This window comes from Flavobacterium urumqiense (assembly GCF_900108015.1).
Classification (GTDB): Bacteria; Bacteroidota; Bacteroidia; order Flavobacteriales; family Flavobacteriaceae; genus Flavobacterium; species Flavobacterium urumqiense.
In genome coordinates this window covers 67,235-80,148 of sequence record NZ_FNVP01000002.1, presented here as the reverse complement: position 1 = coordinate 80,148, position 12,914 = coordinate 67,235, and the positions used below count along the sequence as shown (strand labels likewise).

Annotated in this window: 13 protein-coding genes and 2 tRNA genes; 12 read left to right on the top strand and 3 right to left on the bottom strand. The window is 32.4% G+C overall.

Annotated elements, in window-relative coordinates:
- Positions 1-75: 75 nt before the first annotated feature.
- Complete coding sequence (locus tag C4S35_RS03535; protein WP_103998859.1) at positions 76-2,469, bottom strand: DUF5916 domain-containing protein; 2,394 nt, start codon at positions 2,467-2,469, stop codon at positions 76-78.
- A gap of 189 nt (positions 2,470-2,658) precedes the next feature.
- Between C4S35_RS03535 and C4S35_RS03530 the strand changes: the two genes are divergently transcribed.
- The 3 genes from C4S35_RS03530 (at position 2,659) to C4S35_RS03520 (ending at position 4,179) form a co-directional block, all read left to right on the top strand.
- The gene (locus C4S35_RS03530; RefSeq protein WP_103998858.1) at positions 2,659-3,381 is read left to right on the top strand and encodes a murein L,D-transpeptidase catalytic domain family protein; all 723 of its coding nucleotides are present in this window, start codon (positions 2,659-2,661) and stop codon (positions 3,379-3,381) included.
- 604 nt (positions 3,382-3,985) lie between these two features.
- A tRNA-Gly gene (locus C4S35_RS03525) sits at positions 3,986-4,058 on the top strand.
- Positions 4,059-4,106: 48 nt separating this feature from the next.
- Positions 4,107-4,179 (top strand) — tRNA-Gly (locus tag C4S35_RS03520).
- A 60-nt stretch (positions 4,180-4,239) separates the two neighbouring features.
- On the opposite strand, the gene pepE is transcribed toward C4S35_RS03520, so the two are convergent.
- Positions 4,240-4,947 carry a dipeptidase PepE gene (gene pepE / locus C4S35_RS03515; protein ID WP_103998857.1) on the bottom strand — a complete coding sequence of 236 codons (708 nt, stop codon included), beginning with the start codon at positions 4,945-4,947 and terminating at the stop codon, positions 4,240-4,242.
- A gap of 244 nt (positions 4,948-5,191) precedes the next feature.
- On the opposite strand from pepE, the gene C4S35_RS03510 reads away from it, so the two are divergent.
- From C4S35_RS03510 to C4S35_RS03470, 9 genes are all read left to right on the top strand, one after another.
- On the top strand, positions 5,192-5,398 hold the full coding sequence (locus tag C4S35_RS03510; RefSeq protein WP_103998856.1) for a hypothetical protein: 207 nt from the start codon (positions 5,192-5,194) through the stop codon (positions 5,396-5,398).
- A gap of 6 nt (positions 5,399-5,404) precedes the next feature.
- Positions 5,405-5,881 carry a hypothetical protein gene (locus C4S35_RS03505; protein ID WP_103998855.1) on the top strand — a complete coding sequence of 159 codons (477 nt, stop codon included), beginning with the start codon at positions 5,405-5,407 and terminating at the stop codon, positions 5,879-5,881.
- Complete coding sequence (locus C4S35_RS03500; protein ID WP_103998854.1) at positions 5,868-6,635, top strand: carboxypeptidase-like regulatory domain-containing protein; 768 nt, start codon at positions 5,868-5,870, stop codon at positions 6,633-6,635. Before C4S35_RS03505 ends, C4S35_RS03500 begins: the two co-directional genes overlap by 14 nt.
- Positions 6,622-7,350 carry a peptidase associated/transthyretin-like domain-containing protein gene (locus tag C4S35_RS03495; RefSeq protein ID WP_103998853.1) on the top strand — a complete coding sequence of 243 codons (729 nt, stop codon included), beginning with the start codon at positions 6,622-6,624 and terminating at the stop codon, positions 7,348-7,350. The genes C4S35_RS03500 and C4S35_RS03495 overlap by 14 nt, the downstream gene beginning before the upstream one ends.
- Entirely contained in the window at positions 7,340-8,095 is a 756-nt protein-coding gene (gene bamP, locus C4S35_RS03490; protein ID WP_103998852.1) for a BamP family beta-barrel-assembly machinery protein, read from the top strand. The genes C4S35_RS03495 and bamP overlap by 11 nt, the downstream gene beginning before the upstream one ends.
- 125 nt (positions 8,096-8,220) lie before the next feature.
- The gene (locus C4S35_RS03485; protein ID WP_103998851.1) at positions 8,221-8,724 is read left to right on the top strand and encodes a DUF6702 family protein; all 504 of its coding nucleotides are present in this window, start codon (positions 8,221-8,223) and stop codon (positions 8,722-8,724) included.
- A 65-nt stretch (positions 8,725-8,789) separates the two neighbouring features.
- Positions 8,790-11,033 (top strand): M1 family metallopeptidase, encoded by a 2,244-nt coding sequence (locus C4S35_RS03480; RefSeq protein ID WP_103998850.1) that lies wholly within the window; start codon positions 8,790-8,792, stop codon positions 11,031-11,033.
- Between the two features lie 110 nt (positions 11,034-11,143).
- On the top strand, positions 11,144-11,470 hold the full coding sequence (locus C4S35_RS03475) for a Sec-independent protein translocase subunit TatA/TatB (protein WP_103998849.1): 327 nt from the start codon (positions 11,144-11,146) through the stop codon (positions 11,468-11,470).
- Positions 11,470-12,039 carry a phosphatase PAP2 family protein gene (locus C4S35_RS03470; RefSeq protein ID WP_103998848.1) on the top strand — a complete coding sequence of 190 codons (570 nt, stop codon included), beginning with the start codon at positions 11,470-11,472 and terminating at the stop codon, positions 12,037-12,039. Before C4S35_RS03475 ends, C4S35_RS03470 begins: the two co-directional genes overlap by 1 nt.
- 158 nt (positions 12,040-12,197) lie before the next feature.
- Here the strand turns inward: C4S35_RS03470 and C4S35_RS03465 are convergent, their stop codons facing one another.
- Positions 12,198-12,839: an O-methyltransferase gene (locus C4S35_RS03465; RefSeq protein ID WP_103998847.1), complete on the bottom strand. Its 642-nt coding sequence runs from the start codon at positions 12,837-12,839 to the stop codon at positions 12,198-12,200.
- Positions 12,840-12,914 lie beyond the last annotated feature (75 nt).

Genomic DNA, 12,914 nt, shown 5'->3' with positions numbered 1-12,914 from the left:
GTATTTTATTGCATAAAAAAATGAGGTTGAAAACAACTCGTTCTCAATCTCATTTTATAAAGAGAGTATGTAGGTTTAAAATTTATTTTTCACCACATTGTAATCAATAAAATAACGAAGACTTACTGAAACTATATTGGTTAGATTTCCGTTAAAAACACTTTTAAAGTTAGTATTCAAATTCTTTTCAACAGTACGGGCTCTTACAAGTGCATAGTTTCGGTACAAAAATGAGATTTCGCTTCCTGGCGCAAACCACCATGAATAGGATAAATCAAAATTCCACGAATTAAAATTTCGGTCCTTATTAGCAGAATAGGCAATGTTTGGAGTTAAATAACCGTTGTTTTGTAGTGTGAAAAATTCATGATTTTGTGAATAAGACCAGTAATAACGGGCAGTAAGATTAATAGTCATTCTGTTGTTTATAGCATATTTTCCTGTTATGTCATTTTGTAGTATTTCCCTATTGCGCTCTGCAAAAATAATTCCTGCCTTGTCAAAAGCCACCCAACCTCTGTCATTTTTTTTACGGGTGTAATCTAATACGTAGGATAACGAAAATTGATCATTAAACCTATATTTTGGGCCTAAAGCCAAACCATAAGTGATTCGGCCTTCTTGGTCGTATTTTGTGAAACTTGGTGTAAAATCAAAAGTAAAAGCATTGTTGCTGTTAAATTCAGTTCCAAAATAAGAAGAAATTCTTCTTGGGATTTGCAGATACCGGCCATTTTCTCGTGGCTCATAAAAATCGAATGTTTCCACGGGAGTGATAACCAAGGCCAGTTCAAAGTAATTGTTGTTTCGTGATCTGGCTTTTATGACCGTTTTATACCAATCCTCTTGCAATTTACCGGTTGTATTCTGAATTTCTAAATTCAATTCCTGTTCTATCTTAAAAGTATTAAAGAATTTTGTAGGGTTCAAGATTCTATAACTGGCATTCGCAAAAGCACTATGATAATTTGTGTAAAATATAATTCCTAAATCATTGATGTCATAATCTCGGGAAAGATATTTAGCAGATAAAGTATATCGATATTTACCACTTGTTTTTGCAAAGTTTACGGAAGTTTTAAAGCCAGTGTAATCTTCGATTGTATTGATAGAACTATATTTGAAATCGCCATATAAATTATATGTATTAGCTTTTGTATTCAGGTCGAATAGTAGTGCGGATACATTGGCATCCCTAAAATTTCCATTTCGGGTGGTATTGGCATTTACAAAAGAAACCGATGAGTTTTGGTTAAAACGCTGATCCAGAACTAACATATTGTAATTAGTCAGTGGTTCAATAACTTCTTTTCTGGTTTCGTTGGTGTCATTGTTTTGTATAGTAGCAAAGGTTTTCTTGGTAATGGCATTCAAAAAGCCTATTCCCAGACCTTTCTCCGTCCGACCAGATATTTTTACAGCATTGATTAATTTGACAGTGTTTGGGTAATTTATGACTTCTTCATTATCTGCTATTTGTGGTTCTGTGCTAGGTGCACCGCCAATTCTTCGGGAATAAAAGAGTCCGCCTTTGCTAAATAGATCCGTTCCTTCAGTAAAAAAAGGACGATTTTCATCAAGTTTTTGTTCAAAGGGCTCGAGGTTTAAAATAGCATTATCAAATTTTGTCTGTCCAAAGTCGGGTACTAAAATAGCATCTAATGTAAACGAATCATTAATGCCGTATTTTATGTCTAAGCCAGCTTTGAATGTAGTGCTGGATCCTATGTCATTCTGTTGGTAATAGGCAGAGGAGTAAGGAATAAAGAAAAGACGCGTAGGAGTTCTTATGTTTTCTATTCCTTCAAGTATTCCCGCTTGTGGAATTACTGCGCCAATTTTGGTGTCCACTCGATTCCAAGTATATTTTTGAACATCTCGTTTTATTTCACGCATAAAATTAATGCCCCATGTTTGTTTTTGAGCATTCGAAAATCTTAAAGCGGCATATGGTATTTTCATTTCTACAACCCAACCAAAGTCAGTGAGTGTTGCTTTACTGTCCCAAATGCCATCCCATGTAAAATCCTCACTTTCTTCTGTTGCTAAACAGTCCATTTGAACTCCGGCTGAACTTACATAAAATCTAAAATCCTGCTGGCCATCATTAAATCCGTTGATGTAAACCGAAAAAACATCTGAAACTCCAAAGACATCTCGTTTAGTTATTTCTGTTTTTATTTTGCGAGGTTCATTGTCATGTAATACAGCGGCAACATAAATAGCATTATTATCATACAATATTTTTACATCTGTTTTTTTATCTGCACTAATAGATTTTCCATTATCAGGTTCATACATGATGAAATCGGTAGCCACCGAAGCGGTTTTCCATATTTCTTCATTTATTTTTCCGTCAATTGTAATATTTTCGGTTATAGATTCTGTTCGAAGAACTTTTTTTTGACCATAGTTATTAATACTGCAAAGAATTAAAAAAAGTAATGATAAATAATTATGTTTTTCCATGAATTACTGTTGTATGTGAACAAAAATAACAAAATTATTATATAATGTATTTTTATTTTCAAATTTGTAAACAATATTTTTCAATTTATTTTGTTATATTATAATTAAATTTATCATAATTTTTGTTTCAACTATGAATTTTTGCGTATGTTTGCCATCCAAAAATAACACTTAATACAAAGATATTCAATGATTTATAAGATATTTCCTGCTATTTTGTTTTTGCTTTTTTCGTTTTCGACAAGCAAACCAAATCTTTCTGAACCAAAGACCACTAAAACGGTAATATATGCCAAAACAATAACCACTAGCTTAGATGCTAAGGTTGAAATGGTGTATAATAGTTTACATTCAAATGAATTTGGCTTGCCTAAATTAGAAAGCTTTACGGAAGCTTTGAAAGGTTTTTATTTGCTGAAAGAAAAAGGATTAATTCAGAAAGATATTTTGACTTTAGTAGATTTTAGTTTGTCATCAAGCACCAAAAGACTTTGGGTTATCGATTTGACAACAAATACTATTTTGTATAATTCTCTTGTTGCACATGGAAGAAATACAGGTGAGGATTTTGCTTCTTCTTTTTCAAATGCAGCTGAATCATATAAAAGTAGTTTAGGATTTTACTCCACAGGTGAAATTTACAATGGAAAACATGGAATGTCACTCAAGCTTGATGGATTAGAAAAAGGAATTAATGATAATGCAAGAAACAGAGGTGTAGTAATGCATGCTGCAGAATATGTTTCCAATTCATTTGTAAAAAACAATCATAGATTAGGAAGGAGCCAAGGTTGTCCTGCTATACCGGTAGAATTATCTAAGAATATTATCAATGCGATAAAAAACAAATCGTGTTTCTTTATTTACCATCCTTCAAGAAGTTTTAAATTGGCATCAGAATTAGTTTCATAAATTTTTGAGCATTACAATATGTTCTCCAATATTTTCGATTTCAAATGGCATACCTTTTATCTGGTATGTCATTTTTTTGTAAAAACCAATCCCTTCTTTTCTGGCATGTAACCAAATTAAATTTCCATTTCGGTTAATGCATCATTTTTCGAAATAGACTAAAAGCGCTTCACCCAATCCTTTTTTTTCTGTAATTTTCTAAAATAGCAATCGCCTCTAATTTGGTATTGAATTTTTTTCTGCAAATAGAGCTATGGTATTTTTAAATAATGAAATTACCCAGCTTAATTTGTTTTCGAGGAAATACCAAAATGAAGGGCAGTAACTATATTGTTGGTGTCAAAGAAAATTTTTCTATTGGTTTTTCAAGTCGAAACGCAGGATTACGTGTCGGAAAGGTTTCTTTTCTAGCTATTTCTCTGATGTTTTGCTTTTTTTAAAAAATAAATTTTCAACGAAATAAAGGTGTAATAATTTCATATTAAATTCTTTATGTCTAAGATGCACTTTGTTAAAAAGCTAAGAAGTGTAATTTTATGATTTTTTTCAAAAAAAAAACTTGCATTGAACTTGTTTTATTCTCTATATTTGCACCGTTGTTAATGCGAAAGTAGCTCAGTTGGTAGAGCTCCAGCCTTCCAAGCTGGTTGTCGCGAGTTCGAGCCTCGTCTTTCGCTCTAAACCTCAAATTTTTAGTTTGAGGTTTTTTATTTTACTGTTTTAATGCGAAAGTAGCTCAGTTGGTAGAGCTCCAGCCTTCCAAGCTGGTTGTCGCGAGTTCGAGCCTCGTCTTTCGCTCTTCAAAGCCGAAACTTAATTGTTTCGGCTTTTTTTATTTATTCTGATCTCGTTTCAAAATCATTTTATAAAGCTCAAATCAGATCCACTTTCTAATTCTTCAGGAATTTGATTTTGCCTAAAAAGTCTGGCTGATAAATTGCCTTTTAAAGTTATTTTTTCACCTTTAACGTCCAGCCAGCTTCCTTCTCGTAATCCTAAAACTGGGACGGAGTTAAATGCATGAAATTCTTTGATTCTTGTTTCGCGTGTTTCGCCCATATGTGTTGATTGTTTGTCAGAATCTAAATAATGGGGATTCAAATTGAAAGGGATCCAGCCTAAGGTTTTAAAACTCGGCGGATAAATAATAGGCATGTCATTAGTGGTTTGCATTGTTAATCCGCAAATGTTGCTTCCCGCACTTGTACCTAAATAGGGAGTTCCATTTTTCACTGTTTCAGCAAGAACGGTCATGATATTGTTTTTGTACAATTGGGATACCAACAAAAAAGTGTTGCCACCACCGGTAAAAATTCCTTGTGCATCTTGAATTGCTAATGCTGCGTCTTCAAATTCATGAATTCCTTTGATCGCAATGTCTATTTTGGCGAAAGCCGAGGCTACTTTTGCAGTATATTCTTCATGTGAAATACCTCCAGGACGGGCGTAAGGGATAAAAAAAATCGTTTTGCAGTCCTTGAAATGCAACTTCAATTCAGGCAAAAGATAGTCTAAATAGTCTCCGTCGTGAAGGGTTGAAGTGCTAGCGATAATAATGTTTTTCATTTTTATTGAGGTGAAAATAGTTTGGGATAAAGATATTAAATCATGCTTTTTAAAATTGTATTTTATAATGTTTAATTAACATATTTTTACCAAGTCATTAGTAATTAATTTAGAAAAGAGTAAGATACTTTTACTATTCTTACAATAAGTTAAATTTGAATGTAAACTGTTGACTAGCTCTGTATGCGTTTTTTTTATTTTGATGGCAACTGAGGCATGAGCGCAAGAGCCAATTTCTGAGAAATTGAACGGAAAAGTTATTGCGAGTTTGTCAAACCGGGAAGGGATTTATGTCATTAATTTAAAAACGGAAAAAGCTGTAATTACCAATGAAGAGGGACGTTTTTCGATACCCGCTGCAGTTGGCGATACACTACTTTTTTCCGCTGCACAATTTAAAATGATGGGAGTTGCTTTAATAACGGAATATTTTCAGCAAGATTTATTTTAGGTTATAATGAATCCAATTGTGAATCAATTAAAAGAAGTTATTGTTAAAACATATTCAAACATCAACGGGATATCATTGGGAATTATTTCAAACAATCAGAAAAAGTATACTTCGGCTGGACGAAAATTACATACCGCTACTGACCTTAATGCTTCGGCGAGTGTGAGCGTGATGACTGGTGGTTTGATCTCTGTGGATCCTTTATTAAATTTTATTTCCGGAAGAAGTAAGATGCTTAAAAAAGAAATAGAGGTTGAGAAGAAAAAATCCTATTTGAAAAAACTGCATAATTTATTTGATATCGATTATTTTGTAGGTAAGTTGAAAATCCCTTCTGAATGTGTAAAAGGATTTGAATATTATGTTGTAGAAAATGAAAGATTTACAACAATTTTAAAATTGAATAATAAAACAATGAATACATTTCTACTTGAAGAATTAGCTAATAAATTTAACGAAATTATAGCCAGTGAAAATAAATAATACACTACTGTTAGTTTTCTTTTTTCTGATTCAAATTATTTTTGGACAAAATAGTAATGAAAAAGAAATTCTGGGTAAAATCACCGCTGATTCTGTTGCTGTTGAAGGCATAAATATATTGAATTCAACAAATCAAAGAGGGACTGTTTCAGATAGAGATGGTTTTTTTTCGCTACTTGCAAAAGAAGGGGATATTTTAGTATTTTCAGCTGTGAATCTTACTACTTTATATCGAAGAATAAATAAGCAAGATTTAGTTTTTGATAAAATTAAAATTCAAATGACTCCCAAGAGTATTATGTTAGAAGAAGTTATTATCAATGAAAATTCGAAAATTACGGCTGAGAACTTAGGGATTATTCCATATGGTCAAAAGAAATATACTGCAGCGGAAAGACGCTTAGAAACTGCAGGAGATTTCAAACCTATTATGCTATTGAGCTTATTAGGCGGATCAATGCCGTTCGATCCGCTGATAAATAAGATTAACGGAAGAACAAAGCGCCTTAAGAAGTTGGTTGTTTTGGAAAAAAAAGAAGAATGTGTCAAATTAATTTCTGAATTATACAATCAAGAATATTTGACAGGCAAGCTAGGAATACCTGCTGATTATGTAAATGGGTTCAAATATTTTGCAGTCGAAAATGAAAAATTTACAATTATTTTGAAATCTAATAATAAAACAATGACCTCTTTTTTGATTGGGGAATTAGCCGCTAAGTACAACGAAATTATAGCCAGTGAAAATAAATAATACACTACTGTTAGTTTTCTTTTTTTTGACTCAAATTATTTTTGGACAAAATAGTAATGAAAAAGAAATTCTGGGTAAAATTACCGCTGATTCTGTTGCTGTTGAAGGCATAAATGTATTGAATTCAACGAATCAGAGGGGGACTGTTTCAGATAGAGATGGTTTCTTTTCGTTATTTGTAAAAGAAGGGGATATTTTAGTATTTTCAGCTGTGAATCTCGTAACTTTACGTAGGAAAGTCACTAAAGGAGATTTTATGTCAAATGGAATTCAAATTCAAATGATAACCAAAAGCATTGCTTTAAAAGAAATCGTTATCAATGAGAATTCAAAAATTACTGCTGAGAACTTAGGGATTATTCCATATGGTCAAAAAAAATATACACCAGCGGAAAGGAAATTATATACCGCAACTTCTGGCGGTGGTATTGACGGTTTGTTAAACACAATTTCTGGACGTAAAGCAATGCTTAAAAAAGAAATTGTCGTAGAGAAAAAAGAAAATTCGTTATTCAGACTTGAAGTTCTTTTTGAAAATAAATATTATATAGAATCCCTAAAAATTCCTGTTGACTACATAAGAGGATTTCAATATTATTGTGTGGAAGATGCCAGATTTGCGGAAGCATTAAACACTAAGAACAAAACGTTAGCGATGTTTTTGATTGTCAGTTTAGCTGAAAATTATAATAAAACCATTGAAAATGAAAAATAAAATAACAATCCTTATTTTGTGTTTATTTTGTCAATTTTGTTTGAGTCAGGTATTGACAAGAAAAACGTTGCATGGTCAGGTAATAAACGATTCTATTAAGTTAGAAAATGTCATTGTTTTTAATGTGAATTCTAAAACAGGGATGCTTATAGGCTCCAAAGGGTTTTTTAATATTCTAGTAAAAGTCAATGACACCTTAGTTTTTTCAAGTTTAGCATTCAAATCCAGAAAAATCATTCTTACTGAAAAACAGATTTCCGCTCCAATATTGAGAGTCACGTTAGAGGCTTACACGAATCAATTAGCCGAAGTGATCGTACCTGTAAAAAAGAAAATAAAACCAATTAACGGAAATACACAAGCAATTGTTGATAAGCAATATTTTGATGATGAAAAGTCTTCTCCAAAGAATAGAACAATGCCATCCGATGGAACTATTGAAAATGGAATGAACTTTGTCCGAATTTACAAAGATGTTCTAAAAACATTAAGAAAAAATAATCCAGAGATAATAGATTATACACAAAATAAAAGTTTTACCGAAGTTGCTTTGAAAAAGGTTGGGTATGATTTCTTTGCCAACACATTGCAATTAAATGATGATGAAATTAGACTTTTTCTGATTTTTTGCGAGAATGATCCTAAATCAAAAATGCTTATTAAGGCCGAAAATGAATTCCAATTAATTGACTTTCTTGTTACTAAAAATAAGAAGTATAAAAAAATCACTGCTATTGAAAACTAAAATTATTCATTTTTAGGAATTAAATCATAATAGACTTTATGAAAATTGATGGTATAATTTTTGTTTACAGTATTAAAAATAAACCTTAAAAACGAAGAGTTTAAAAGAATTACTACTTTTGCCAAATGAAAAAAACAATCCTATACACCTTTTTCGGACTTTTGATTTTTACCACATCAGCTTTTAGTGTTCATAAATTTTATATGGCAATATATCAGGTAAATTATGCTCCCGAAAAGAAAATGCTGCAAATTACTTCTCGTATTTTTATGGATGACTTGAATAAGGTTTTAGAGAAAAAGTACAACAAGAAATTGAATTTAGGTACTGATAAAGAAACAGCTGAGGAAATAGTGTTGTTAAAAAAATATCTTGCAGAAAATTTTTCTATTAAGGTAAATGGGCAGTCGAAACCCATGACTTTTTTGAGCAAAGAAGTCGATGGAGATGTTTTAATATGTTATTCTAATATAAAAGGAATATCCAAAATTAATTCTCTTGAGATTTCTAATTCCGTTTTAATAGATTGGAACACAGAACAGCAAAACATCACTCATGTTACCATTCTCAATACAAAAAACAGCATACTCTTTACGGATTCTTCAAGGAATAAAGTGTTAAAATATTAATATTGCAAGTATGTTTTGTTAAAAATTGCTATTTTCACAAATTGAAATAACTACCGTTTATATTTATGAAAAAAATATCTTTATTATTGTTTCTTCCGGCAATTTTATTAGCCCAAGAAAAAGCTACAACAGTAACCCCAAAACAATCAGGAAAGTACGACACAAACAAGTTCAGCCAGATGTATGATTTATTAGCAACGCCTAATATGTTTCGTACTGCATCAGGAGCTCCTGGACCAGCCTATTATCAGCAACAAGCGGATTATAAAATAGACGTGGAATTGGATGATAAAAATGCAAAATTAAGTGGTTCTGAAACAGTGACTTACTATAATAATTCTCCGGATAATTTAGAGTATTTATGGGTGCAATTAGACCAAAATCAGGCAGCTAAAAATTCACAATCCCCATTGGCCGAAGGTGAAAAAATAGAACAAGTTTTGCCCGCGGAAAAATTTGCAAATAAGTATTTGAAGCAAGGTACAGATCGTGGGTTTAAAATTGAATATGTAAAAGATGCGAAAGGAAATCCGTTGTCTTATGTCATAAACCAAACCATGATGCGTATTAATTTGGTTACTCCTTTGAAACCAGGTGAAAAATTTATATTTTCTACTAAATGGTGGTACAATATTAATGATTACATTCAAGATGGAGGTCGTTCCGGTTATGAACCATTCGAAAAAGAAGGAAATAAATTGTATGTAATTGCACAGTTTTACCCTAGAATGGCCGTTTATAATGATGTTGAAGGTTGGCAGAATATGCAATTTTGGGGAGGTGGAGAATTTGCTTTGCCTTTTGGAAATTTTGATGTGAACGTTACCGTTCCAGCAGATCACGTCATGGATGCGACAGGAGAATTGATGAATAGAAGCGAAGTTTTTACACCAGCACAGGTTAAAAGATACGAGTTGGCTCAAAAATCATTTGACAAACCCGTTGTAATTGTAACGCAAGCTGAGGCTGAAGTCAATGAAAAAGGATTTTCTGATAAGAAAAAGACGTGGAAATTTAGTGCTAAAAACGTAAGAGATTTTGGTATTGCCACTTCTAGAAAGTTTATTTACGATGCAATGGCAGTGCAGTTGAGCAATAAAGTGGTTATGGCTGAATCTGTTTATCCGAAAGAAGCGAATCCGCTTTGGGGAGAAACTTCTACCAGAACAGTTGCTCATACCTTAAAAAGTTATTCATCCCACACTTTCGATTATCCTTATCCAAAAGCAGTTTCTGTTTCAGCGGAAGATCAAGGAATGGAATATCCTATGATTTGTTGGAATTATGGACGTCCAGACGAAAATGGCGTGACAAGCGAGCGTACAAAAAATGGAATGATTGGAGTTGTAATACATGAAGTAGGACATAACTTTTTCCCTATGATTGTAAATTCTGATGAACGTCAATGGACTTGGATGGACGAAGGATTAAACTCGTTTATGCAATATATGGCTGAACAAGAATTAGGAACTAATTTTCCATCTAATCGTGGAATTCCTAGTAAAATTGTTCCTTACATGAGTGGTGATCAAAAAATATTGGAGCCTATTATGTCTAACTCTGAAAACATTATTCAGTTTGGTAATAATGCTTACGGAAAACCAGCTGCAGGTTTAAATATTCTTAGAGAAACCATCATGGGAAGAGAATTGTTTGACCATGCCTTCAAAATATATGCGAACAGATGGAAATTCAAACATCCAACGCCAGAAGATTTTTTTAGAACAATGGAAGATGCTTCGGCAGTAGATTTAGATTGGTTTTTTAGAGGATGGTTTTACTCGACTGATTTTGTTGATATTGGTATAAATGAGGTAAAACAATATTATGTTACTGAAACAGCAACTGCAGAATTGAAAGATGTCAAGGTAAGAAAAGGACGTTTTGGTTTGGATAAAGGGCCATTTGTATATTTAGTTTCTGATAAAAGCGCCGAATTAAATTTGGCATCAAAGAAACCATTGAAAGTGGAGGAAGTAAAATTACTTTCGGAATATGTAAATCAAAAATTTTCGGCTGAAGAAAAAGCGAATCTAAAAGTGCCTAAGTATTTTTACGAAGTAGAATTCAATAAGCCTGGAGGAATGTTGATGCCGATTATTGTTGAAATGACTTATGACGATGATACGAAAGAAGTTTTTAAATATCCAGCGCAAATCTGGAGAAAGAATAACGATACTGCGAAGAAAGTATATGCTACTGAAAAAGCAATAAAAAAGATTCAGATTGACCCAAAATTAGAAACAGCAGATATTGATGTAACCAATAACACTTGGCCAAAAGTTGAAACGAAAACGAAATTTGATTAAGGAAAAATAAAAATAAAAAAAAGGCTCAATTTTGAGTCTTTTTTTTATGAAAAATTTAAAACACAAAGTTTCAAAAAATGATATCTTTGTATTATTAAAAAATAGAAAATATGTTTGGCATAGGTGGAGGCGAATTAATTTTTATCATGTTTATTGTACTAATGCTTTTTGGTTCTGATAAAGTGCCTGAAATAGCACGTTCTATGGGAAAAGCAATGGCACAAATAAAAAATGCGACCAATGATATAAAAAGTGAAATCCAAAAAGGGGCTGAGGCTAATGGATTTGATGCGAAATCATTGACTGACATGACAGGAAATATTTCATCAGAAATCAATAAAGCTAAGGAAAATCTTCTTGGAGAAACCGCTACCCATATTGAAAAAACGAAAGAAATAATTGATGACGTCGCAGGTCCAATTAAGCGCCAAATGTAATGTTGGAAAAATTACTTTCCCTTGATACCCAATTATTTATTTATTTGAATGGTTTAGGTTCAGAAACATATGACCCGCTTTGGTTAATGATTACCAAACAACTTAATTGGTTGCCGTTTTTTTTACTATTGGCTTATTTGATTTTTAAAAAATTAGGTGCAAAGCAAACCTTGATTTTACTTTTGTTTGTAGCCGCTTTGATAACTATTACAGATCAAACAACCAATTTATTTAAAAATGGCTTTCATCGATTGCGTCCTTGTAATGATCCTTCAATCAATACTTTTATTCGAGTAGTAAAAAAGAGTTATTCGTTTAGCTTTTTCTCGGGTCATGCTGCAAATACAATGGCTGTAGCCACCTTTTTATATTTTAATTTTAAGAGTAAAATTAAATACTTCGGTTTTCTTTTCTTCTGGCCTTTAATATTCGCTTATAGTAGGATATACTTGGGGTTGCATTACCCAATAGATATTCTTACAGGTTATTTTTTCGGATTTATTTTCGGCTTTATGATGTTCATTATCTACGGGCTAGTTCAGCAAAAATATTTTACTGCGCCCAAATAATATTTTTTTTAGGAGCTTTTTCCTGCTGTTTGCTATATCTTTTCTAGTCCTGAACTTGTTTCAGGATCCTGAAACAAATTCAGGACTAGAAAAGGATGCCGCTTCCATCAGGGCTAGGGCATTCGTTTCCAAAATGTCTTTTTAATGCCAACAGAAATCTAAATCACCCGACTCACCGTCAATCCATCGCGAATAGGCAATAAAACGGTTTCTACTCGAGGGTCGTTTTTTAATAACTCATTATATTCCATTATAATTTTGGTACTTAAATCATTAGGTTGCAGCGGTTCTAAAACTTTACCGCTCCACAACACATTGTCGGATAAAATAATCCCGCCTTTATTCATTTTTGAAAGAATCAATTCAAAATAGTTGAGGTAATTTTCTTTGTCGGCATCGATAAAAACCAAATCAAATTTTAAGTCAAGCGTTGGTATGATAGCAACTGCTTGCCCAAGATGTTGCATAATTTGTTTTCCCCAAGGCGATTTATCAAAATGTTTTCGCTGAAAATCAACCAATTCTTCTTTGATGTCAATCGTATGAAGTTGCCCGCCTTCCTGCATACCTTCACATAAGCACAATGCCGAATAGCCAGTGTAAGTGCCTATTTCAAGAATATTTACAGGACGAATCAGTTTAGACAACATACTTAAAACACGTCCCTGAAAATGTCCGCTTAACATGCGAGGCAACAAAATCTTCTGATAGGTTTCTTTATTGAGCGCTGCTAATAATGCAGGTTCTTTTTCAGAATGTTGTTCGATATAGTCTTCTAATTCTTGGGAAATGAAATGCATTTTTTTAAATTTTTCACAAAATTACAAATAACCAAATTCACAAATAACCAAAACCTCAAAATACTTACTAACTTT